The sequence below is a fragment of the Gemmatimonas sp. genome, from assembly GCF_031426495.1.
Classification (GTDB): domain Bacteria; phylum Gemmatimonadota; class Gemmatimonadetes; order Gemmatimonadales; family Gemmatimonadaceae; genus Gemmatimonas.
Genome location: NZ_JANPLK010000037.1, coordinates 54,114 through 78,284 on the forward strand (window position 1 = coordinate 54,114; position 24,171 = coordinate 78,284).

A 24,171-nucleotide genomic window follows, 5' to 3' on the forward strand; every position below is an offset into this window, starting at 1 on the left:
CACATCCCACGTGTGGAGTACACATGCGTCGTTTCTGCGTGCCCCTGTTCGGCCTCGGCGCATCCTTGGCCGCCTCATCGACGGTCGCGGCGCAATCGCGCGCGCTGATTTTCAATCCGGCTGCTCTCACGGCCCAGCAGCAGCTGTCTCGCGAGATCTACAAGGAGCTCGTCGAGATCAATACCGGCGTGGAAACCGGCAACATCACAACCGCCGCGGTTGCGATGGCCGCGCGCTTCAAGGCGGCAGGCATCCCGGACGCCGATATCTTCGTGGGCGGACCGCGTCCGGAGAAGCACAACGTGGTCGCGCGCATCCGTGGCAAGGGTGGCCCGAATGCGCCCAAGCCGCTGCTGCTGCTCGCGCACATCGATGTCGTGGAGGCGCTCAAAGCCGATTGGTCGCCTGACCTCGATCCGTTTGTGTTCACGGAACGCGACGGATACTACTACGGCCGGGGAACGGCCGACGACAAGGCGATGGCGTCGATCTTCGTGGCCAACGTCTACCGCATGAAGCGCGAAGGCTTCGTTCCCGATCGCGACATCATCATCGCGCTCACGGCCGACGAAGAGAGCGGCCCGGCCAACGGCGTCGACTGGCTTCTCAAGAATCACAAAGCGCTGGTGGATGCCGCGCTGGTCATCAACGAGGGTGGTGGCGGTACGCTGCGCGATGGCAAGCCGTTGTTCAACAGCGTGCAGGCGACCGAGAAGATCACGACCAACTTCACGCTGCGCGTGACGAACAAGGGTGGCCACTCCTCGGTGCCGCGTGATGACAACGCCATCACCTCGCTGTCCGACGCGCTCTCGAAGGTCGGCCGCTACAAGTTCGCCATTCAGCTGAACGAGGTGACGCGCGCCTTCTTCTCGCAGACGGCGGCGCTCGAGGAGCCGGCCATGGGCAAGGCCATGAAAGCGCTGGTGGCGAATCCTGCCGATAAGGCCGCGATCGCCGTTGTCACCGACGATCCCAAGTACAACTCGATGCTGCGCACGACGTGCGTGGCCACAGAACTCAAGGGCGGTCACGCCACGAACGCGCTGCCGCAGCTGGCCGAGGCGAACGTGAACTGTCGCGTGTATCCCACGCAGACGGCGCCGCAGGTGCAGGCCGAGCTGGCGAAGGCGATCGGCGACACGACGGTGCAGGTGATCATCCGCTCACAGCGGCCCGCTTCGCCGCCCTCGACACTGCTCCCCGAGCTGATGCAGAATGTCGCGCGTATCACCAAAGAGCTGTGGGGCGAGATGCCCATCATCCCCACGATGAGCACGGGCGCAACGGACTCTCGCTTCTTCCGCGCCCTCGGTGTGCCGGCCTTCGGCGTCTCTGGACTTTTCGCCGATCCCACCGTCGATGCGCGCGCGCATGGTCGCGATGAGCGCATGGGTATCAAGAGCTACTACGAAGGGCAGGAGTTCCTCTATCGCCTCACGAAGGCGCTGAGCACCAACGTGGTCGCGCAGTAGAGGCATCGGTCATGATCCGTCTCGACGCATTGAGCGCACGTTTCCGCGCGGACACCGGGCTGGGTGGCGGTGGTGCGGCTCTCGTACTGACGCGCGGCCTCGAGCGGATCGGGTGGCGCTCGGTTCGTGAGCCTACGCCCGAAGTCCTTGCCAGTTACCTGGTGATGCTGCTCGACGCCTGCGTGCATGAGCATCGCGATCTCGCGGCGCTCACGCATGGCATCGCGGCCGTGTTTCGGGATGCAGGCCCGAATCTCGATGGCGGATTGCCGCCCATCGAGGCGTATCTGCCGGCCGCCGAAGAACTGTTGCAGCATTACATGAACAACGACCTCTCCGAACGCCCAACGCCGATCCCATAAAGGATCGGCGTTGGTACATCTGGATTATCGGACGTTCAGAACGCGGTGATCGCCTCGAGCACGAAGCCTTTGAACCGGCCACCGTTGCGGATGTCCGTACGGGCGAAGCCCGTGTAGCGCTGATCGACGAGTTCACCCTTGAGCTCGAGGCTCTGGGTAATGAACCAGCCCGCGGCGACGTTGTTACGGCGCACGGTGACATCCTTGTTCAGGCCGCCAAGATCGCCTTCGACCGAATTCCAACGGGCGCCGACATACACCTTCTCGCCCGGCAGGAACCGATACACTGCTTCGGCCATGTACTGCTTCACTTCACGCTCGGGAGTGTTGTCCGGCGCCGAGCGACCCTTCGCCGACTCGTACATGCCGAAGAGCTCGAGGCCGTGGAACTTCACGAACGGGTTGATCATGTACGAGTTGCCCTTGTCGCTAAAGCCCGGATTGATGTTGCCTGACGTGAAGTTCGCCGACTCCGTCGCCTTGTCGTTTTCGAGCACGTAGTAGTAGCGCGAACCCGCCCGGTCACCTGAGTACAGGGTGTTGCTGATGGCGCTCTTCTGCGAGCGCACTGAACCAGTCAGGCGAACACGAAGGTCGCTGTTCAGCTGGCGGTCAAATCCAAGCTTGGCCATCAGCGCCGGCGCGCGATCGGCCGGGCGCGCCGTGTTACCGCGAATTTCACCGTTGGTGATCGCCACGACGCCCAACAGGCCTTTGTGGCGGAGCTGCGCCTCGGCACCGACTTCCGTCGTGAAGGCATCCATGATCGCGTTGCCGACGAACGGATTGTAGAGCGCCTGACCATTGTCCGTGCGACGGAAGTGGAAGTCGCCGTAGTTGACTTCAAAGTGACCGATCTTGAGCGTCGCGTACTTCATGAGTGTGTTCAGCGCCGGCAGATCGATGGGCGTGTCGTCGATCTGAATGAAGCCGTCCTTCACCCACGTTTCGTTGTGGTGACGCGCCGAGAGGTACGACGTGAGCTGCACACGGATACCCTTGGCGAGCTGCGCGTGCATGTACAGGTTGGCCGTGGCGTTGTTGAAGCCGTTGCCCATGGTCATCAGGCGGTTGCGGTTCGTGTTCGCCACACTGCCGGCATTGCCCGGCGACGGGTTTACCGCGCCGACGAACACGGAATCCGCGGTGTTCTCGTGGGTCAGTCCCTGGAACTGCTGTGTGAAGGCTGCGCCCCACGCCAGCTTGAATCCGGTGTACGCCACGCCTGCTTCTTTCGGGGCTTCAAACACGTTGATGCCGCGAGCATCGGTCGCTCGAAGGTACTGGATCGACACCGGCGCTTGCGTCGGGATCTTCGAACTGTCGGTGTTCACCGCCGGCTGGGCGCCGATCGGGGCGATTGCCGCACTAAGCAGCGAGAGCGCCAGTAGAACTTGAGTCTTCATCATATAGAGATCTCGGGAGGGGAGCGATGGTGGCCGGACTACCGGTCAGTGTTGAAGCAGGAGGTCGAACTGCACGGTGACGACTTCGCCAACTTTGATGGTGCCCATCATCAGCTTGGGCGGCTTGACGCCCCATTCGGTCATCTTGACGGGCACCTTGCCGGTCACGCGCAGAGCGCCGTCGGCGCGAACGAACTGCACGGGCACCGCAATCAGATGCGACTGTCCGTTCATCGTCAGCGAACCCTGGACGGTCGCGCCCGGCGGCGTTCCTTTCGTGAGGTCATAGCCCGACAAGTTGAACGTGATTTTCGGATACGTCGTGGCGACGAGCGCTTTGCGCATGTGCTCGTTCATCGTGCCGTTCTTGCACTCGAGCTTCTCCACCGGAAACTCGACCTCGAGCGTGCCGGCGACTTTGCGTCCGTCGAGCACCGCGTTCGCCACGCCACTCTCGGCGTCGATTTTCGATTCGATCTTGTCGGCGCTGCACGTCCAGGAGCGCAGGGTAGACGTGCCGTCGAACCAGAGACGGCTGCCGTTCGCGAGCGTCATGCGCTCAACCGGGCTGGTAGTGGCGGCAGTAAGCAGGAGCACTGCCGAGGCTATCGTGAGATGCGAAACGCGGACGCGCATCATGATTTCTCCAGTGTGATGAATCCACCGCGCTGAGCAGCGCGCTGATGGTGGTATATTCGCGCCGTGTCGGGTGCACGACGGTCAGGGCGATCCGGATTGTTTGTGGTGATCCGGCGCGACTTCTGTCGTGATAACCCCTACAGCGCGCAGCAACGGCCTGCAGGCACTGCGTGCAGTTACTGCGTGCAGCTGGCCGGCGACTGTTCGGCGATGGTCGCGGTCGACGTGACGTTGGTCAGCGTCAACGTGGTCGTGCCGATGATCGGCATCCGGCTCATGATGCGCACCGGCATGTGACAGCCGGCCATGTCGAGATTGATGCGGATGACGCCCGCGCCCTGAAAGCGCTTCGGATCACGCACGTGCATATCGAGTACGCGCGTGCGAAACACTCCCGCCGGCGTCTCCACCAGTTCTTCCCCGCGGACGTACACCACGGTCGGATTCCGCGCCTCGTCGAAGTGACGCGAGAACGTGAAGGTGCCGTCGTGCTCGAGCGGAAGGCCGCGCAAAAAGTACATGAACGAGAGTTCGTCCAGCGGCAACGGCGTGGCGAGAGCCTGCGGCGCACCGTTGTTTCGCGCCCACGTGCCGTTGGCGGCGTCGATCTCGACCGTCTCCTGATCACGGGACAGCGGGTGTCTTTCGGTTTTCTCGAATCGTGTAGTCGCAAACGTCGTCGGGTCGATCCACGACGTTGTGCGGTCGATCGCCTTGATTGGCCCGCGCTGCGCCTGCATCACGAACACCAATCGCCACGTGAGCGTGCCGCGCTCCATGACCGGCCCTTCCACGCGCATCTGCCCTTGGCCGACGTTGCCGGCTCGGGACACGTTCACGCGATAATCGAGTACCTCGCCCATCGCGAAGGCCGGCCGACTCGGCGCGCTCAACGCGGCGGCGAGCGCCGGCGCGATCGTCGGCGAAGTCCCGGGGGCAGACACGGGAGTTCCGCTGCGCGCGGCTTGCGCCATCAGTTCTCGCGGACTCTGTGCCGCAAGCACCACGAGCAGCGCGACCGCGATCAGCGCGGGTGAGGAACGGCGACGTTCGAACGAGGCGAGTAGCATTACAGGGAATGCTCGGCGATCGTTGAAGTCGGGATCAGCGGGAACTTCCCCCGTTTTCGTCGGGGTTCCCACCACACGGCCTGGTGTTTTCCGCTACGTCTCTTGTTCGATCACCGGCGCACCCTCCGCAACGATCTCCGACGCGGCAGCCGAGATCGAGGCCATCTGCGTCGCACGCTGGGTAAACCATCGTGGAAGCACAATCGCGTTTCTCGCGAACGCCGCCAGTCCGCCGGCCGCGATCGCCAACGGACCAAACCATGCGGCCGACGGATCAAAGCCGGTTTTAGCGGCCACGAGTCCGGTGAGCGATAGACCGAGCACGGAGAACACGGTGCCCAGCAAGTTGAACATGCCGGCATCGCTCTTCGTGGTCGACAGGCGTAGCTGTTGTCCGCCCCGCGCTGTAGGCTCGAGACTCGCCCGCAGGCGACCGTTCCCCCATTCGCGAAGCGAGCCCGCCCCGCGCACCACGCCACTGGTGCCGAAGGTGCGACGAAAGAGCACCACCATGCGCTCCCATTCGGCGTCGGTCACGCGACGATCGAACACCACGGTGCGCGCTACGCCGACGGGAAGGCCCATCAGTGACTGTCGTTCAGGCGGGAGGTGATCGCCGCGCACAATGGCGCCGGCGGCTCGAGCCACGGCAGCCTTGGAGATCCCGGCTTCTTCGCCGATCGACTGGAGCTCGGCTAAGGTCATGCCGTGCGCCGTCGCTGCATGCGATGGCCCGCTCAGACTCTTCGGCTCATCAGGGCTGTCATCAGCGTCGAGCTGACTTGCGTGCTCGAGAATCCTGGAGATGTCCTGCTCATCAAAGCGACGCGGTCCATTCGAATCCATACAGGAACGCAAGCGTCTGGCGGTCGCCGCCGCAAGCGGTCACGCCGGTAGTCAGTGAAACCCGTACCGCAAATACCACTATGCCTGACTTCGGGCCGTGAACCGCTGTGGCACACTTCGGGATCGCAACGGTCGGCGTCTGCCTGTGAGGGAATATGGAGTGGTTCGTGCGCGCGTTTCTGCGGTCCAGCGTTTGTTGGCTGGCCGCTGGCGTCAGTCTCGGGACGGCGATGGCCGTCCATCCCGCGTGGGCCATCTATCGGCCGGCGCATCTTCACATGAATCTGCTCGGATTCGTGTCGATGATGATCTTCGGCGTTGGCTATCACATCATTCCGCGATTAGCCGGGAAGCCGCTGCATAGCCGCCGACTAGGCATGATTCATCTCTGGATCGGCAACGTCGGACTGCTGCTGTTTGCGCCGGGTCTCATGCTTCAGACGGCCGCGCACGCGGCGGGACCGTGGCTGATCGGCGTCGGGGCGACGCTTTCCGCCACGGGCGCGTACTGCTTCACCTGGCAAGTGTGGCGCACGCTGCAGGAAGTCGCAGTTACGCCAACGCGAGCCCCGGAGGTCCCAGCCAGCGCACCGCGCGCGCGACGGCCTCTGCGTGTGCTCGACGAGCACACGCCGGTCACCGAGGGCTAGTGTGTGACGTCCTCGCCACGTCGTCCACGCCACTTTCTGCCAGGTACGGGCGAAAGGTAGAAATGGCGAGAGCAAAACTCTCGCACCCCATAAGGTTGATGCGTTGGGCCAAAAAAGTCGGCGGACAGCGCTAGCCGCAACAGCGTCCGAGCACGGTCAGGGTGCGGTGTGCCGCCGCGCGCGGCGACGCCAGCGTGTGCACGATGTCGTGCGCTTCGGTCAGGGCGTCGGGCACCAGCGTGTAGTACGACCAGCGACCATCCTTTCGGTCGGTCACAAGGCCCGCCTCCTTGAGCACCTTGAGGTGAAAGGAGAGCCGCGACTGCGCCACATCCAACGCGGCCTGCAAGTCACAGACGCACCGCTCCCCATCGCCCAGCATCTGCACGACCGCCAGCCGGGTCTCGTCCGACAAGGCGTGGAAGATGTTGCTGGACCGGGAAAGGTCGATTTGTGCGGCGATCATACGGTCGAATATATCAGGAAAACTTGATATATGAAGGTCGGCCAGACTGAGCACTGTGGGGTATGTTCTATCTGTACGCTGATTCACCTCTCTCGACGACGATAGACTATGCGCACTACGAATCCCGTTCTGTCCCGCCTGGCCGACGCGGCACGTGCCACCGCCGCCGGTTCGCGCTCGGGTTCCATGACCACCGCCGGCGTGGCGGGCAAGGCCGCGATCCTGCTCGCGGTCGTGCTCTTCTCGGCTGCTGTCACTTGGCAGCAGTTCGCCACGGGAAACCTCGACCTGCTCATGCCGGCCATGCTGCTGGGTGGCATCGGCGGGTTCATCGTCGGCATGATTGCCAGCTTCAAGCCGCAGACCGCGCCGTGGAGCGCGCCGATCTATGCGTCGCTGCAGGGCATCTTCCTGGGCGCGGTGTCGGCGCTGTACAACCTGCGCTTTGCCGGCCTGCCGCAGCAGGCCGTACTGCTCACGTTTGGTGTGGCCGCATCGGTGTTCCTGCTGTACCGCTTCAACATCCTGCGCGCCACGGAAGGCTTCAAGCGGATGATGCTGGCTGCGATGATCGGCATCGGTCTCTTCTATCTTGGCTCGATGGTGCTGTCGCTGTTCGGCGTGTCCATTGGGTACTTCACATCGTCAGGCCCACTCGCGATCGGCATCAACCTCGCCATCGCTGGAATTGCGGCGCTGAATCTGGTGCTCGACTTCGACCGCATTGAGCAAGGTGTGCAGTCGGGTGCGCCAAAGCAGCTCGAGTGGTTCGCAGCGTTCGGACTCATGGTCACGCTGATCTGGTTGTATCTCGAACTCCTGCGCTTGCTGTCCCGCTTGCAGGGGCGTCGCAACTAGTCCGTTTCCCCTCAACGGACAAAGCCCCGGTCGAGTCGATCTCGACCGGGGCTTTTTCGTGGGGCCACGCCATGCGTCATTGCAAGCGGAACAGATAGCTCAGCTTCATGAAGTACTGATCGCGCGTGCGCTGCAGCCGCTCCGGCACGCCGGGGCGATTCGCTGAGAGTGCGTCGCCGTAGCCGACATACACCACGGTGCCCGGTGACGGTAGATACGACAAGAGTACGTCGATGCGTGCGCGCGTCCGTTCGAAGGCGGCGGCCCGTCTGAGGGATCCATCGACGCCGCGCAGATAGATCGGCGCCTCGGTCCGCGTATCGTCGCGCAGCGAATCTTGTGTGACCACCGAGCGCTCACCGATTACGCGCACGAAGAACTGTCGCGTGACCTGATACTCGGTGCGGATGCGAGGCGTGTTGCGCGTGAGGACGCGCGTTCCGTCGCTGCGTCGGTCGAAGGTGTCATAGTTCCAGGTGGCAGCAACCCGCAACTGCTCGGTGGGGCGCAGGTTCAACGTGTTTTGCGTGCTGAAGATCCGTGATGAGCTCCACTCCTGAAAGTTCTCATCGTAGCCGACGACGGCGAAGCCGTTGTAGCTGAAGCGTCGGAACTCGGGGGTGCCGAGCGAGAAGACCCAGTCGCGATTGCCGATTTTCGGAGCACCGGTGTAGGCCACCGTGTCTGTCCGCCCCGCGGCGCCCGGCCGCAACATGACATAATTGCTGTAGAGCGAAGGGTCGTAGCCGAACACCTCGAGCAAAAGTTGCGCGCCCAGCTGCCAGCCACCGCGTAAGCGTGCGTTGCTGCGCAGGTGCAGTTGTCGGTCCTGCGAGCCATCGCCGTTCACGAAGCGGTCGTACTGATACCGGCCCAGCATGAAAAGCTCGGGACTGAACAACTCGACCAGCGCCTTCGGTTTGCCGTAAAAATTCCACCGATGGGTGGCCGAAAGGTTGGCAATGCCGGGGCGGGCGATGAAGCCCGACTGCGCGTCGAAGTCGGGGCTGATCCCGTTCATGGCGTATCGGGCCACGAACCGGCGCCCATTGCGTGAGGCACTCGCATCGAACAACGGGGCGCGCAAGGTGCCGCTGTCACTACCCGTGAAACTGCTCGCGATCTGACCCTGCAAGTTGTAGATGCCCCGCACGAGTCGGCCGTCCACGCCGACCACACGATTCCAACGCTGACCGTCGATCTTGTCGGTATAAGCGACGCCGACGCGACTCTGCGAACCGAGATCGCGCTGCAGGCGGAGAATGTTGTATAGCGGAGAATGCTTCTGGTCGAACGACGCGTCCTGGTTATCCAAGGCCGAGAGCACACCGATATCGAATCCGCCGTACTTGCCCGTGAGTTTGCCCGAGGCAACGGGCTGCGCGATTCGCCTCGTATAGATCAGGCGGTTCGGCGTCGTGAACTGTTCCTGACTCTCCAGGAAGAATGGGCGGCGCTCCGGAAAGAAGACGGCCTGACGCGGATCATACGAGAACTGCGTGGCATCGGCCTCGACCTGCGAGAAGTCCGGGTTTGCCGTGCCCGCTACCGTAAGATTGCTCGTGACGCCCCAGCGCACGCTGCCGCCCAGCTCTGGTCGCGCCCCGTCGTAGTTCCACGCGGACGTGCTGGTGTTGCGCGTGCCCACAGCGCTCGAGGTGATCGTCGGAATCAGGTCCACCGTGAGCCCGCGCCGAAGATCACGTAGCCCCGCCAACACGCCCGACTGCGCGAGGAAGCTGGCGGCGCCGCGCAGTGCTGGCGTCCACGTCTCCTCGTGACCGGACGCCTGAACGGTGCGCGCCACGTTCAACTGCCAACGCTGCTCGTCGCCCGCGCGATAACGTAAACTCTTGAACGGAATCGACAGCTCCACCTGATAGCCGAAGTCCGTGAGTTGTCCCTTCGACTTCCACACGTAATCGGGCGCCAGGTCGGAGCTCTCACGGGCCTTGGCCGACGTGCTCGTGAAGCCGCCGCCCAGCACCGCTCCGGTTTCCGTAAGCACGCCGTCACTTTGAATGCCGAACGGGTTCACGGCAAACACGAATGCCTGTCGGCTGTCGCCATACGTGCCAAGGAACAGCTGAACGTTGTCATCCTGCGTGATCTTGTCCCGATCGGAAAGTGTGGCGCGCACGCTGCCCGGGGCGGCGAAGGCGCGGATGCCGACGTGCAGTTCGGTGGCCGAGTACCACACCAACACTTCGGTGCTGTCCTGCGCGGCGATGCCGTCGGCTGGGAAGAATTGCGAGAATCCCGTGAGCAGCGCGGCGTCGGCCCAGGCCGGTTCATCCAACCGGCCGTCGACGACTACGGCCGCGTCTCGACGCGGCGTGGTCACGGTAAGCTGTCCTCGGCGTCCGTGGAACACGGCGCCGGCGTGACGTGAACCACCGGCTTCGCTGTTCGTACTGGTGGAGGTGGCGGCCGACAGCCCGCCGGAAGTCGACCGTGGCGAGGCAGGCACCGTGGAGGCCGGCGGCACCGGGAGTGCGACCTGCAGCAGTACAGCGAAGAGGTATGACGTGGGCACGTTGCGCGGTGCGAGATCGGTGGCGAGTGGACCGGGTAGTCCGAACTCATCCGGCCATGTTGTCGATGCGGAAACGTAGCACGCGTTCCACCTACTGACATGAAGTCGCCTTCAGCTCATCTTGGTTCGCATAGTTATGCGCTGAGATGTATGCTAGTAAGGTTGATCAGCCGCTCGTGTTCGGTTTGACAACCGAAGGTCCACGGCGACGGCGTCCCCCGCAGTCGCCGGTCGGCGCTCCAGTTCCTTCCCACCCTCGAGGAGACCCGCTCATGCAACACCCCTGGCGTGCACTGCTGGTACTGGCAGGCACGATCGCGGTAGCTGTTCCGCAAGCCCGCGCGCAAAGCGGGCCGGGAACGCTGTCCGTCCGTGTGACCGATGCTGCGAACCAGCGTCCGGTCGAAGCTGCGCGTGTATTCCTCGTCGGCACCACCTTCGCTGGTGCAACGTCTGTAGATGGTCGCCTCATCCTGCGCGGCATTCCCGCCGCTGAGTACACGGTGCGCGTCCTGCGCGTCGGGTACACCGAACAGACCAAGCGGGTGCCGATTGCGGCCGGTCAGACGGTGAATCTCGACTTCGCGATGGCCACCGCGGCCATCAACCTGGCCGCCGTCGTCACGACGGCCACCGGCGAACAGCGTCGGGTGGAAATCGGGAACGCGACGGCCAACATCGATGCCAGCAAACTGCTCGAGACCGCGCCCGTGTCGAACCTGAGCGATTTGTTGAACTCGCGTGCCCCGGGAGTCACGGTCACCAGCGGTTCGCAAACCGGTACTGGTTCCCGTATCCGCGTGCGTGGTATGAACTCCGTCAGCTTGTCTAACGAGCCGATCTGGATCATCGACGGCATCCGTATGACGAGCGACAACGCAGCCTTCAACACGGCAACCGGCAGCGGTGGCACCACCGGCGGCAACAACGCCAGCCGCGTGGGCGATCTGAATCCGGAAGAAATCGAGAATATCGAGATCGTAAAGGGACCGTCGGCGGCCACGCTCTACGGGACCGACGCGGCCAACGGCGTGATTTTGGTGACAACCAAGAAGGGTCGTGCCGGTGCTGCCCGCTGGAACGTGTATGGCGAAGGCGGAACACTCTTCGACAAGAACTACTATCCGGCCGCATACAGCCTGTTCGCGAAGTCCGGTACGTCTACCACGTCGTCTCGGACGAACGGGTGCAGCCTGCAGTCAGTGGGAACGGGCGTCTGCACGGCCGACTCTACCGTTTCGCTAAATATCTTTGACGAGAAAGACCTGACGCCGGTGGGCGTCGGCCTGCGTCGTCAGATGGGAGCCCAGGTATCTGGTGGTACGGAAGCTGTCCGCTATTTCTTCTCCGTCGAAGACGAGAAGGAAACGGGTGTGCTCTCACTGCCGCAGTTCGAGCGCGACCGCTTGACCTCGTCGAAGCAGCCAATTCGACCGTGGACCAGCCATCCGAACGTCATGGCGCGCAAGTCGCTGCGCATGAACCTGAATGCCGCCGTCAACCCGAAGCTCGACCTCTCGGTCGCGACCAACTTCATCAATGTCTCGCAGCGCTACTCGCTCGAGTCGAACGCGACCGCCGGTCTCGGGTCGCATCTGTTCGGCGGTCCTGGCACGCGTGACAACGGCACCGTGTCGGGTCTTGGCACGCCGCTCTTAGGATATCGCGCTTGGACACCTGGCTACATGTGGCAGGAAAAGACCAGTCAGGACGTCAATCGCTTCATTTGGTCAGCAGGTGCCAACTGGCGTCCGTTCAGCTGGCTCGCCAATCGCGCCACGGTGGGCAGCGACTTCACCGGCCGCAGCGATGAAAACCTGCTGCTGAACGGCGAGGGTCCGCCGCTCACGGCCACTACGCGCCTCGGTGCCCGTGGCATCAACCGCGTGAACACGAACAACATCACGGTCGATCTTGGCTCCACCGCGACGTACAACCTCTTCAATCTCAATCTGAAGACGACCGGCGGCGCGCAGTACATCGGCTATCGGTCGTCGTTTGCGCAGACGGGTTCCACCCAGCTGGCGCCCGGCTCGCAGATCGTCGGCTCGGGCACAATCCCGTCGGCAAATGAAGGCACGACCATCCAGAAGACGTTTGGTGTGTACGTGGAGCAGGCCATCAACGTCGGTGATCGCTTGTTCCTGACTGCCGCCGTGCGCAGCGACCAGAACTCGGCGTTCGGTACCAACTTCCAGAGCATCGTGTATCCGAAGGCCTCGGCCTCGTACCTGATTTCACAGGAAGAGTGGTGGAAAGCGCCGTCATTCGTGAACTCTGTACGCTTGCGGTACGCCTACGGTCAGTCCGGCGTGCAGCCGGGCCCGAACGACGCCAACCGCTTCTTCACGGCCAACAGCACGAGCATCGCCGGCGCCGATCAGCCCACGGTGATTCAGGCGGCGCTCGGCAACGATGACCTCAAGCCGGAACGGTCGGCCGAACAGGAAACCGGTTTCGAAGTGTCGATGTTCAATTCGCGCCTGAACGTCGACGCGACGTACTACAGCAAGATCACGCAGGACGCGCTGATCAGCGCCGTTCTGCCCCCGTCGTACGGCATCGTCGCGTCGCAACTGCGCAACCTTGGCTCGGTCAAGAATGCGGGCGTCGAAGTGTCGATCAATGCGCAGCTGCTGCAGGGTGACAAGCTGGGTTGGGACATCAATCTCGCCGGTTCCGCCAACGACAATAAGGTCGTGTCGCTCGGCAACAATCCGCCGCAGATCGGGACCACGTCGCGCATCGTGGCTGGCTACCCGATTTCTGGTCTGTGGGCACGCCCGATCACTGGTTGGGACGACAAGAACAACGACGGACTGCTCACGTATTACGCGGATGCCGCGCGCAACGAAGTGTTCGTTGGCGACTCGGCGATCTTCCGTGGGTATGCCGCTCCGCGCTATTCCGTCACGCTGGGCTCGGGCTGGGATCTCTTTTCCCGCAAACTCCGGATCAGCACCATGTGGGACTACCGTAGCGGCAACAAGTGGTACAACAACACCGAGCGCATTCGCTGCACGCGCCCGAACTGCGCCGGTCGTCTCGACCTGAAGGCCGACTTCATCGATCAGGCCACGAACATTGCGGCCAACGAGCACTCGGCACGCACGCTCGACGGCTATTTCCAGCCCGGCGCGTTTGTCCGTCTTCGCGAAATGTCGGTGCAGTACACCGTGCCCCCAGCCCTCGCCTCGAAGCTCACGCGCGCCAAGTCACTGAACTTCGTGCTTACCGGCCGAAACCTGTTCCTCAGCACCAAGTATCGTGGCACTGATCCAGAGTCGGGCTTCAACACGACCTCCGGCACGGAAGCACCGAATGAGTTCCAGACTGTCGGTCCGCCCAGCTACTTCCTCTTCCGCGTTAACGTCGGCTACTAGGAGATCCGCCCCATGACCAAGAAAATATCCGCGGGCAGATCTACCATGCCGCGACGCTTGCGAACCGGACTCACGCTTGCCGTGGCGATGTCTGCCGCTGCCTGTCAGACTGCGAACGATGAGTTCCTGCAAGTCACCGATCCCGACATCATTCTTCCGGCCGAGGCGGCAACGCCGCAGGCAGCGGTGGCGATCGCCAATGGTGCCATCTCCACCTTCCGCTCCACCACAGGCGCGGGTGAGAGCACGTGGCTGTTCGGCGGACTGCTGGCCGACGAATGGTCGACCAGTTCCACGTTCATTCAGAACGACGAAACGGATCAGCGTCAGATTCAGGAGTTCAATTCCTCGATTACCGGCATGCTCCGCAACCTGTATCGTGTGCGCACGCGCTCAAATCAGGCCATAACGGCACTCGTGGCGTTGCGTCCCGATGCGCGGGCGCTGATCGCCGAGATGTATCTGGCTCGCGGCTTCGCCGAGATGCAGCTGGCGTCGGACTTCTGCAACGGCGTCCCGATTGGCAATGGCAACGCGTTGCCGCCTGAAGACGGTATTCCCAAAAGCAATCAGGAGCTGTTTGCGATCGCGGCCGCCTCGTTGGATTCCGGTCTCACATTCGCGAATGGTACCGACGCCCCGAGCGTGCTGATGAATCGGTCCCTGCGCGTGGTGCGTGCCCGTGTTGCGTTAGCGCGCAATGACTACGCAACGGCAGGTACGCTGGTCACGGGTATCCCCACCGCCTTCCAGTATCAGCACACCTTCTCGGCCACCGCTGGTACCAACACCATCTGGGGACAGGGACTCAGTGCCCGTCGCTACAGTGTGGGTGATAGCCTCGAGGGCAACGCGCGTATCATCCTTGTCCGGAATGCGACGCCGTTTGCTTCAGCGAGGGACCCGCGTCTGCCGGTGACCATTCCGACGTCGGGGGCCATCAACGGACAGGACGGGCAGACCTATACGCGCACCACGACCATGTGGGGTCAGTTCACGGCAGTGGACGTGGTCAACGGAATCGATGCGCGCATGATCGAAGCCGAAGTGGCGCTCAAGGCGGGCAACGTGACATCGTGGCTCGCGATTCACAATGCGCTCCGACTCGCGCCGCCCAAGCTCGGTGAGATCCAGCCCGCCGCCATGACGGCGTTGGTCGATCCGGGCACGGAAGCCAGCCGTGTATCGCTGCACTTCCGCGAAAAGGCGTTCTGGACGTTCAGCCGTGGCCAGCGCTTGGGCGACATGCGTCGTCTCATTCGCCAGTACGGACGCACGATCGACAACACGTTTCCGCAGGGCGTGCACTACAAAGGTGGCAACTACGCCTCCGATGTGAATTTGCCCGTGGTGACTGACGAGCGGAACAACCCGAACTTCAAGGGCTGCACCGATCGGCTCCCTTGATAACGGCGGAGTAGGGAGTACGGAGTAAGGAGTACGGAGTAGGAAGACGGGCCCCCAAACGGTGGAGTGTTCGGGGCCCGTCGTGCGTGATACCGCGTACTCCGTACCCCTTGCTCCGTACCCCTTACTCCGTACCCCGTACTCCATACCCCTTACTCCGTACCCCTTACTCCGTACCCCTTACTCCGTACCCCTTACTTACTTCGGCTCTAGGACCGCCGTCACGCGATCAGCGAGGTCGCTCCAGTGGGCGCGATTGGTTGTGCCGGCCGAGGCGAGCGCAGCGGCGCGTGCTTCACGTTCAATCTCTCGCAGCTGCAAGCGGGCCAGGGCAGGCAAGTCACTCTGCGCGAGTGCTGGCGCCGTTACGAATGGCACGAATCGCGCGGCCGCACCACCACCACCGCCCGGCGGGCCGGCAGCTGGGGCAGTCGGTGGCGAGATGAGCGCTTCGAGACGCTGCACGTACACCCGCTGCAGCTGACGACGGCCGGCGTCTGGTGCGTTGCCGCTGAACACCGTGCGCTTGAGGTCCGACATGTACTCAGCGAGCGGATAGGCGTTCACGACATCGTACTTCTCCGATTCCGCCAGGCGCCCGAGGCGAGCCGACGTGAGCAGCGACGTGAGCACGCCGGCCTGACGCGTCGATACCAGGTTGGTCGGGCCGATCCGCTGCGCGATGCCCGGTGGCGACAGCCACGCCGGCGTGGTGAAGACGTTCGACGACAGAAACGCCAGCGCCGCCTGTTGGCGCGCTTTCGGCACGAGGCGATACACGGCACCGGTCTGTTCGGAGGTCTTGAGGTCCACTTCAACACCGCCGACCATCGTCGCCACGTGGTTCATGTTGCCGAACCAGCGGGCTACGGTTTCCTCATACAGCTCACGGAGCTCGGTGTAGTCCTCACCTGGCGTCGAGGTCCACGCCACCAGATTCGGGATCACGCGCTTGTAGTTCATCGTCGAGAACGTCGACGCCTTGATTGGATCGTCCCCGAGATCTTCCGTCTGATTGCGCGGATCGCCGGCCGCGAGCTGCTGCGACGCGAAGCGATACGGGAACGGGCCGGTCTGCTGCGTGAGCCAGCGATGCAGCGTGGCACGCTCGGCCTCGGCGGTCGGCGCCGCGATCACGCGATAGCCCCAGTTGATCGCGAAATCGTCGAACGGGCCGACGCGACGGATGAAGTCCTTGGGCTGCAGGCCGTCACCCGGCTGCGCGATGTAGTTCTGACGCGCGTAGTCCATGATGGTCGCACTCACGCCGTAGATGCTCGTAAACGACGGACTGCGCAACGAGTCCACCGGGAACGAGGCCGACGCGATCATGTTGTGCTGCAGGCCAAGCGCGTGACCGATTTCGTGCGTGATCACCTGACGCATCGTCTCGCCCATCAGCTCTTCCGGGATGTCGAGCGTGCGCGCCGACGGATTGGCCGCTCCGGTTTCCATCATGAGCCAGTTGCGGTACGAGCGCATGTGGTTGTGGTACCACGTGATCTCGCTGTTGATGATTTCACCAGAACGCGGATCGTGCGTATGCGGACCCGTGGCATTGCGGGTGAGGCTCGCCGCCCAGCGCACGATGGAGTAGCGCGCGTCATCGAGGTCGAAGTCCGGATCGTCCGCCTTCGTTGGCGCATCCTTGGCCAGGATCGCATTCTTGAACCCCGCCTTCTCGAATACCTTTTGCCAGTTCTCCACGCCCTCGCGCACGTAGCGCTTCCAGCGCGTCGGCGTGGCGGGGTCGAGATAGTACACGATGGGCTTGATCGGCTCGACCAGTTCGCCGCGTGCATACGCTGCCGGATCCTTCGGTTCGAGGCGCCATCGCGTGATGAACTCCTGACTCTCGGCCTTTTGCACATCGAGTCCGTAGTTCACGCGGTCCACTGAGAAGTAGCCCACACGCGCGTCGGCGTAGCGCGGGCGCATCGGCGTCTTCGGCAGCAGTACAAACGACTGCCGCGTTTCCATCGTGACCGTCGCCCCATCGGCATCGCTGGGCGGCGTGGCGGCATCAAACGTTTGCACCTGCCGAACTTCGATGTTGATCGGAAAGCCGCGCACACTGCTGATGTAGCTACGCGCCGCGTCGTATCGCCGTACGCCGTAGGTGCGACGCGCGTTCGCGTCAAGCCCCGACGTGGCGGGATTGTCGTTCGCGAAGAAGTCGGTCACGTCGATCACGTACGCGGCGCTGTCGCGTCCGAACGCCGCAATCGGAAAGGCGCCGATGATCGCCGGATAGTTGTTCTGCGCCACGCTGCGCGCGATCGGCAGCGAGTCGTCGGCCACCGCTCCCGTGCTCACACTCTTCAGCAGCACGCGATCGTTCACGCGCTCCCAGCGGATCAATCGCTCGTTGAGTGAGCTGCCCGCACTTTGGAATCCGCCGGCGCCAGCCGGTACTCCAGCCACCCGAGTGACCATCAGGAAGTCGCGCCCAACGAGCGAGTCGGGGACTTCGAAGAAGTAGCGGTCATCGACGCGGTGGACGGTAACGCCGCCGCGTTCGGTGTGCGCCCGTGCCGGAATCACCTGCGCATACGGGCGCGGGCCTCGACGCGCGGCAGCGCCGACGGCTGCGGCCGCGCCTTCTGCCGGTGGCTGTGCGGAGCCGCCCACCGGTGGTGTCTGCTGCGCCAAAGCGACCGGCGCCATGACGGTGCTCGCCGCGGCGGAGAGGAGCACGCCGGCGAGATGGTTACGGGGGAAGTGCATAGGGAACCGGTACGGGGGACAGATCGGGCCAAACACGCCCGGCAATAGTGCCACTCGCTCTACGTACCGGCAACGCTGCGTGATGGATCGCCAATGGCAGCGGCGAGACCCGCGGCGAGACCCGCGGCGAGGGCGTGCGGAGAACGCTATGCGCCCTATACACTCGGCGGCATGCCTACATCGTTGATTGACGGTCTGCAGCGCGCGCTCACCGCGCATCAGGCGGGGCACTTGGCCGAGGCGGAGCAGGGATATCGCGCGGTACTCGCGCGGGACGCGAAGCACACCGATGCAGTCTATTTGCTCGGACTCGCAGTGTACCAGCTCGGACGGGTCGCGGAGGCCGTCCCGCTCCTGCAGCGAGCCGTCGCGCTCGCCGACCACCGGGCCGACTTTCACAATGCGCTCGGTGACGCATGGCGTGCCCTTGGCCAGCTGCCGGAGGCCATTGCGTCGTTCCGCGCGGCAATCGTGCGGCGCACCCCGTACGTGGACGCGCAGCTCAATCTGTCCACGGCGCTGCAGCAGGGCGGACGGCTCGAGGAGGCGCTGGTCATGCTGTTCGAGGCCGTCGCGGCGTATCCCCAGGAAGGCGCGCTGCGTGGGCGCCTGGCCATGCTGCTCCAAGGGGTTAGCCTTGGATCGGGCAATCCACTCGTGCGATCAGTCCTGTTGAGCCTGTGCCGCGACGAATCGATCTCGGCGCAGGCGTTATCCGGCGCGATGCTCGGACTCGTGAAAGCAACGCCGGCCTACGCCGCGGTTGCGGCGGCGCTGCGGCACGGTGAAAACGTACTGCGCGTCGCATGGCAGGACGTGCAGGAGATTGCGCACGACGAAGTCTTGCTCGCCGCTTTGCCGCGCTTGGTGGTGACCGATGCAGACATCGAGTGGGTCTTCACGAGACTTCGAAAAGCGCTGTTGTTGGCGCCGACCGAGGTTGCGTCGAGTTGCTCGCGGTTCATCGGTGCACTCGCCTCGCAAGCGTTCAATACCGAGTACTGCTGGGCTGTCGATGCCGAGGAGCGGGTCGCGCTTGAGGAACTGCGACGCAGTGTCAACGATGCCTTGCGTGATGCGGAAAACCAGGCCGATTGCGAATGGGCAATCATGCGCACCACCATGTACGACACGTTGCGGCAGCTCCCGGCATGGCGCACGTTCAGAACGGGCGGGACCAGCACGTGGTCTGACGTCATGGCCAGACTCGTGCGCGAACAGGTCGTGGATTATCACGCCGAGCGGGCGATCGCCGACGCGCTGCCCGCGCTGACGTCAATCTCGGAAGGCGTGTCGACGCTCGTCCGTGAGCTGTACGAGAAGAACCCGTACCCGCGTTGGGTCACGCTTCAGAAGCCCGCAGTCACGTCAATCCCCGCGTTCGTACGGGCGTTGCGTCCCACCGACTCGGCGCTACCGGAAACACGGCGCATTCTGGTGGCTGGCGGCGGGGGCGGTCAGCAGCCGGTGCAGACGGCGCTCTCGTTTCCTGATGCCGTGGTGTCGTCTATCGATCTGAGTCGATCCAGCCTTGCGTATGCCGCTCGCATGGCGGCGCGAGATGGCGTGACGAAAATGTTGTGCGCGCACGGCGATCTCCTCGCCCTTGACGAATTGGTCGGATCGTTCACGATCGTATCCTGCTCCGGAGTATTGCATCATCTTGCCGAGTCACTCGACGGCTGGCGCCGGTTGATCCGTATACTCGAACCGCACGGCGTCATGAAGATCGGCCTCTACTCGACGGCGGCGCGACGGCAGATCGACGCTGCCCGAGAGTTGGTGCGGCAGGGCGCGTTCGCCGCGACGGACGAGGGCATTCGCGCCAGCCGACAGGCCATCCTCGCGTTGCCGTCGGTGCATCCGGCGCGTGGAGCGCTGTCGTTCATCGACTTCTTCTCGATGAGCGGTTGCCGAGATCTGCGCATGCACGTGCAGGAGCTATACGGTGACAGACATCGAGCGCGATCTGGATACGCTCAAGCTGCGCTTCCTTGGCTTTCAGGTCTCCTCGGCGGTGCAGACACGATTCCTTGTCGAGCATCCCGGGCAGTGGCTCGAGCTCGCCGCTTGGGAGGCGCTCGAGGCCGCGCACCCCGATACGGTCGCCGCAATGTATCAGTTTTAGTGTTGTCCGCGGTGAGAGCGCCTCTTGCCCGCCTGCGCCGACTCGCCAGCCTCGCTCTGCTGGGCGCACTCATTGCATGTGTGCCGTGCGGAGTTCCGTCGGGGTTCAGACCGGTGAAACCCGCGCGTCCCTGACGCTCGCCGGTCCCTTCCATCATCTTAGAGGTATGCTGCAATCAATTCCAAGCTTGCTCGCGTGGATCCTCGGTACCAGTCTCGCGGCCATCGGTGGTGCCGTCACCGCCAAGTCGGCGAATGAGTTCTACCAGATTCTTCAGAAGCCGCAGTGGGCCCCGCCCGGGTGGCTGTTCGGCCCAGCATGGACAATCTTGTACATCCTCATGGGGACCGCCGCGTGGCGCGTCTGGCGTGAGGCAGGGTTCAACGGGGCTAAGGTCGAGTTGTCGTTGTATGCAGTACAACTCGTCTTCAACATGGCGTGGAGCTACTTCTTCTTTGTGCGACGAACGGGACTCGGTGCCGCCATTGAAGTGGTAAGCCTCTGGATTCTCATCGCCATTACGCTCGTGCTCTTCTGGCGACGCGACACCATCGCAGGGGTGCTCTTTGTGCCGTATCTCACGTGGGTCACTTTCGCCACTGCGCTCACGGTGGTGGTGTGGCGTCGTAATCCGACGCTTCTGTAGTGACGACTCGCGTGCCGTACTACGGTCTCCGCGATACGGTCTCCGTAATTCGGTCTCGACAATACGGTCGAGCTCGCTAGAGGGCGGTGGTGATTCCGTGCGGGATGTCACGCCGCCGCGCATCGGGGGAATGGAAGTTGCTCTAGCATGAGGACATGTCCTATGGCCTCGTGTTCGGCGCGCTCCTCGCCGTGTTGTGCTTTGTCGGATTCATCGGCGGACTCGTGTGGTGGGTTCGTCGACCGATCTCGTCACGTCGTCATTCGAATGGTGTGCTGCCGCTCTTTGGGCACGACCGCGCCGTGGTCTATGCACGGGCCGAAGACGACGACGAGGAGGGCGAGCGCGCGCAACTGATCATGGCGCGTGCTCCCAACTGGTCTGCGGCGGGCAATGGGTCCGCCGCAGCCAATGGCGCGGCCAACGGGTCGGCCGCGACGGCGGCGCCGCGCTGGTCGAAGCCTGCGGCGCGTACGGAGTATGCGTCGGTGCCGGACGCCCCCGCGCTTGACGCGACGGCGTTCGACGGGCAGTCGATTCGCTACAGCGTACCGACCGACAGCACACTGCAGTTTCTGCCGGGACGTCTCGAGGTCGTCGGCGGTCCCGATGTCGGGCGCGAGATTCGCTTCGTGCGTACGCCAGGTCGTGATGCAATCGAGGTCACATTCGGGCGCAATGAAGGGCCGCCGTACCGTCACGTACAGCTGCACGACGCCACCGTGAGCCGAGCCCATGCTCGCATGCGATTCCGTGATGGACGGTGGTCGCTGTCCAACCTCTCCGCCACCAATCCCGTGCTGCGCAACGGCCTCGTCGTTGACGGCGACGTGGACCTTCCGCTTGTCGAGGGCGACCGGATTGAGATGGGCGAGGTGGTGTTCCGGTTCCACGTCTGATGGTGGACGATCGCGGCGAAGCGGCGGTCGTCGCTGATCTCGACGAGGAGTACGAGATCGTCGCTGAGTTGGGCCGCGGCGGTAGCGCCGTCGTATATCGCGCGCGGGATCGCGCGCTCGGCCGCGACGTGGCCATCAAGGTCGTCCGCGGTCGCCCGGGTGGACTCGATGATGAACTGATCGCGCGATTGGGGCGTGAAGCGCGCATGGTCGCACAATTACAGCATCCGCAGATCGTGTCGGTGCATGCGGTGAAGCGATTGCCGGATGGACTCGCATTGATCATGCAGTGGGTGCCAGGCCGCACGCTCAAGCAGACCATTCTCGAAGAAGGGCCGCTCGCCCCCGGGCGTGCGGACGCGCTCCTGCGCGACATTGCGGCGGCGCTGGCGTACGCGCACGCCCATGGCGTCATCCATCGCGATGTGAAGCCAGAGAATATCTTTCTCGATGCCGTGAGCGGACGAGCGCTGCTGAGCGACTTCGGCATTGCATCGTCGCGTGAGTTCGATTCGCGACTTACCATGACGGGCACCGCGATAGGCACACCCACGTATATGGCGCCCGAGCAGATCGATGGTGCGCCCGCGGACGCACGATCGGACGTGTACAGTCTGGGGCTGGTCGCGTGGGAAATGCTCACCGGACACCGACCGTGGGAAGGGGACTCGCTGTACAATGTGATCTATCGGCAGAAGCATGAAACGCTGCGGCCGATCGATGATGTGCGCACCGACGTTCCCGAGCGGTTGCAGTATCTCATCGAACGCGCGCTGCAGAAGCGCCCCGGTGCGCGCTGGGCGGGCGCGGATGGATTGCTGGCTCAATTGGAAGGGAGTGTACTCCCTCCCGATTGGACGCACTGGCAGGTGGCGCATCGTCGTCGACAGGAGGTGCGCGACGCAGAGCGCGATGCGCGCCGACGTGGGTCGCGCGACGGTCCCTCCGCCGCACACGCCGCGGCACCGGCGGGCCTGTTCGCGACGGCGCTGCAAACGATCCGCTTCCGGCGCCCTGATCCCGAAGGCGGGGCGTCCGCTCTGACATTGGACCGCGAGCGCCAGCATGCCTTGGGCACGAATCCTTCGGACGCGACGCCCACCGAATTGGATGCGAGCGCGTGGAGCGCCAGCACGGTCCATTCGCGTGTGGACGTCGACGATCAACCGACATGGATGCAAGACGGAGACGATGATGCGGAGGTCGAGTCGCTGTTGCGGGGCCGTCGGTGGGCGGCACTCGGCGTTGTCTTTGTGGCGCTGCTTGCGGTGACCGGCGCATGGCTCGTGTTCGGCCCTTCCCTCACGCACGGCCGGGCGGACAGCGCGTTCATTCCCGCGCTCGACGAACGCGCCGCCCGCGAGTTGCCGGTCGGACTGCCGGTTGCAGCGCCGGTTACAGCGCCGGTTGCACCGTCTCTCGCAGTGCCCGCGGTCGCGGTGGCACCGTCGATCCGCGACCCCTCAAGTGACAGTCTGGCCGGGTTGCTCGATGTCGCGTCGGATGATGACGCGTCGGACTCCGTCGTGGCGCGGAAGCGTCCGAGGCGTCCGATGGCCGCGCGCGCTGGCGCCGCGTTCGTCGCTCCGGTCCCCGTTGAACTTGCGCTGCGAGCGACCTCCGATGCCGGCCTCATCGCAGCCGGCGGCCGGCATTCGTGCGTCGTGCGCGACGCACGACTCACCTGCTGGGGGGCGAATGATGACGGGCAGTTGGGCAGCGGCGCGTTCGAGGACGCGTCGTTCCCCGCTGCCGTGCGCGGTGAGCTGCGGTATACACAGGTATCGTCCGGTCTCTCGCACACCTGCGCGCTGGCGCGTGAGGGGGACGTCTACTGCTGGGGCAGTGACGCGTTCGGACAGTTGGGAGACGCCACTCGCACCTCACGAAGTGCACCGGTGCGTGTCGCGTCGAATCTGCTCTTCACATCCATACGTGCGGGGCGTGATCACAGCTGCGCGCTGACCATCGACGGCGTGGTCGCCTGTTGGGGCAGCAATGCTCGTGGGCAGCTCGGCGACGGAACGACCGTCACGCGCGCCACGCCGACCGGCGCCGCAACGTCATTGCGGTTCATTGCGGTCACAGCCGGATGGCAACACAGCTGTGGCCTCACGCGCGACGGTACCGCGATCTGTTGGGGTGACAACACCAGCGGGCAGTTGGGCGACGGTACCGTCGTCTCCCGCGCCACGCCGCTGCCGGTGTCAGGCTCGACGCGCTTTACCAGCATCGCCGCCGGCAGCCATCAGACGTGCGCGATTTCCACCGTCGGATCGCTCTGGTGCTGGGGCCGCGACGGTGCTGGCAGCTCGCCGGGCATGCCGCGCACGGAGCCGAGCCGCGTGGCGACATCGGCGGCATTCACGTCGGTGGTCGCGGGCACCGTGCATGTGTGCGCGCGATCGACTACGGCCGAGGTCTGGTGCATGGGCCGTAATGGCTACGGGCAACTTGGCGATGGCACCCTCAGCGATCGCAGCAGTCCAGTCAAAGTGAGCGCACCATCCACGTTCACGTCGGTGAGTGCCAACGGCGCCCACACCTGTGGTGTGCTCACGAGCGGTGAGACGATGTGCTGGGGATACAACATCGACGGACAACTCGGCGATGGCACCCGAAACAATCAGCCGCGGCCGGTCCGCGTGGGGACTCCGCGATGATCGCGAACTG

At 64.0% G+C, this 24,171-nt stretch carries 17 protein-coding genes; 10 read left to right on the top strand and 7 right to left on the bottom strand.

The window, feature by feature from the left end:
- The first annotated feature begins 23 nt into the window (after positions 1-23).
- Positions 24-1,475: a M20/M25/M40 family metallo-hydrolase gene (locus tag RMP10_RS09050; RefSeq protein ID WP_310570012.1), complete on the top strand. Its 1,452-nt coding sequence runs from the start codon at positions 24-26 to the stop codon at positions 1,473-1,475.
- Positions 1,476-1,486: 11 nt separating this feature from the next.
- The gene (locus tag RMP10_RS09055; protein ID WP_309672531.1) at positions 1,487-1,837 is read left to right on the top strand and encodes a hypothetical protein; all 351 of its coding nucleotides are present in this window, start codon (positions 1,487-1,489) and stop codon (positions 1,835-1,837) included.
- Positions 1,838-1,872: 35 nt separating this feature from the next.
- On the opposite strand, the gene RMP10_RS09060 is transcribed toward RMP10_RS09055, so the two are convergent.
- The 4 genes from RMP10_RS09060 to RMP10_RS09075 all read right to left on the bottom strand — a co-directional run bounded on the left by RMP10_RS09060 (position 1,873) and on the right by RMP10_RS09075 (position 5,657).
- Positions 1,873-3,246 (bottom strand): hypothetical protein, encoded by a 1,374-nt coding sequence (locus RMP10_RS09060; protein WP_310570013.1) that lies wholly within the window; start codon positions 3,244-3,246, stop codon positions 1,873-1,875.
- A 42-nt stretch (positions 3,247-3,288) separates the two neighbouring features.
- Complete coding sequence (locus RMP10_RS09065; RefSeq protein ID WP_310570014.1) at positions 3,289-3,882, bottom strand: YceI family protein; 594 nt, start codon at positions 3,880-3,882, stop codon at positions 3,289-3,291.
- Positions 3,883-4,058: 176 nt separating this feature from the next.
- The gene (locus RMP10_RS09070; RefSeq protein ID WP_310570015.1) at positions 4,059-4,952 is read right to left on the bottom strand and encodes a DUF3108 domain-containing protein; all 894 of its coding nucleotides are present in this window, start codon (positions 4,950-4,952) and stop codon (positions 4,059-4,061) included.
- A 93-nt stretch (positions 4,953-5,045) separates the two neighbouring features.
- Positions 5,046-5,657 (bottom strand): hypothetical protein, encoded by a 612-nt coding sequence (locus RMP10_RS09075; RefSeq protein WP_310570016.1) that lies wholly within the window; start codon positions 5,655-5,657, stop codon positions 5,046-5,048.
- A gap of 308 nt (positions 5,658-5,965) precedes the next feature.
- Here RMP10_RS09075 and RMP10_RS09080 point away from each other — a divergent pair, with 308 nt between their 5' ends.
- Positions 5,966-6,448 carry a cbb3-type cytochrome c oxidase subunit I gene (locus RMP10_RS09080; protein ID WP_309672526.1) on the top strand — a complete coding sequence of 161 codons (483 nt, stop codon included), beginning with the start codon at positions 5,966-5,968 and terminating at the stop codon, positions 6,446-6,448.
- Between the two features lie 130 nt (positions 6,449-6,578).
- On the opposite strand, the gene RMP10_RS09085 is transcribed toward RMP10_RS09080, so the two are convergent.
- Entirely contained in the window at positions 6,579-6,914 is a 336-nt protein-coding gene (locus tag RMP10_RS09085) for a metalloregulator ArsR/SmtB family transcription factor (RefSeq protein ID WP_310570017.1), read from the bottom strand.
- A 108-nt stretch (positions 6,915-7,022) separates the two neighbouring features.
- Between RMP10_RS09085 and RMP10_RS09090 the strand changes: the two genes are divergently transcribed.
- A complete protein-coding gene (locus tag RMP10_RS09090) occupies positions 7,023-7,772 on the top strand; it encodes a Bax inhibitor-1/YccA family protein (RefSeq protein ID WP_309672524.1) in 750 nt (249 codons plus the stop codon).
- 76 nt (positions 7,773-7,848) lie between these two features.
- Here the strand turns inward: RMP10_RS09090 and RMP10_RS09095 are convergent, their stop codons facing one another.
- On the bottom strand, positions 7,849-10,308 hold the full coding sequence (locus RMP10_RS09095; RefSeq protein WP_310570018.1) for a DUF5916 domain-containing protein: 2,460 nt from the start codon (positions 10,306-10,308) through the stop codon (positions 7,849-7,851).
- A 272-nt stretch (positions 10,309-10,580) separates the two neighbouring features.
- Here RMP10_RS09095 and RMP10_RS09100 point away from each other — a divergent pair, with 272 nt between their 5' ends.
- Entirely contained in the window at positions 10,581-13,691 is a 3,111-nt protein-coding gene (locus RMP10_RS09100) for a SusC/RagA family TonB-linked outer membrane protein (RefSeq protein ID WP_310570019.1), read from the top strand.
- A gap of 45 nt (positions 13,692-13,736) precedes the next feature.
- Positions 13,737-15,098, top strand: a complete 1,362-nt coding sequence (locus tag RMP10_RS09105) for a hypothetical protein (RefSeq protein ID WP_310570020.1) — start codon at positions 13,737-13,739, stop codon at positions 15,096-15,098.
- Positions 15,099-15,296: 198 nt separating this feature from the next.
- Here RMP10_RS09105 and RMP10_RS09110 read toward each other — a convergent pair whose 3' ends face one another.
- Complete coding sequence (locus RMP10_RS09110; RefSeq protein WP_310570021.1) at positions 15,297-17,825, bottom strand: zinc-dependent metalloprotease; 2,529 nt, start codon at positions 17,823-17,825, stop codon at positions 15,297-15,299.
- Positions 17,826-17,996: 171 nt separating this feature from the next.
- On the opposite strand from RMP10_RS09110, the gene RMP10_RS09115 reads away from it, so the two are divergent.
- The 4 genes from RMP10_RS09115 to RMP10_RS09130 all read left to right on the top strand — a co-directional run bounded on the left by RMP10_RS09115 (position 17,997) and on the right by RMP10_RS09130 (position 24,161).
- Positions 17,997-20,087 (top strand): tetratricopeptide repeat protein, encoded by a 2,091-nt coding sequence (locus RMP10_RS09115; RefSeq protein ID WP_310570022.1) that lies wholly within the window; start codon positions 17,997-17,999, stop codon positions 20,085-20,087.
- 32 nt (positions 20,088-20,119) lie between these two features.
- Positions 20,120-20,599, top strand: coding sequence for a TspO/MBR family protein (locus RMP10_RS09120; RefSeq protein ID WP_310570023.1), 480 nt, complete (start codon positions 20,120-20,122; stop codon positions 20,597-20,599).
- A 155-nt stretch (positions 20,600-20,754) separates the two neighbouring features.
- Positions 20,755-21,498 carry an FHA domain-containing protein gene (locus RMP10_RS09125; RefSeq protein ID WP_310570024.1) on the top strand — a complete coding sequence of 248 codons (744 nt, stop codon included), beginning with the start codon at positions 20,755-20,757 and terminating at the stop codon, positions 21,496-21,498.
- Positions 21,498-24,161: a protein kinase gene (locus RMP10_RS09130; RefSeq protein ID WP_310570025.1), complete on the top strand. Its 2,664-nt coding sequence runs from the start codon at positions 21,498-21,500 to the stop codon at positions 24,159-24,161. Before RMP10_RS09125 ends, RMP10_RS09130 begins: the two co-directional genes overlap by 1 nt.
- The last annotated feature ends 10 nt before the right edge of the window (positions 24,162-24,171 follow it).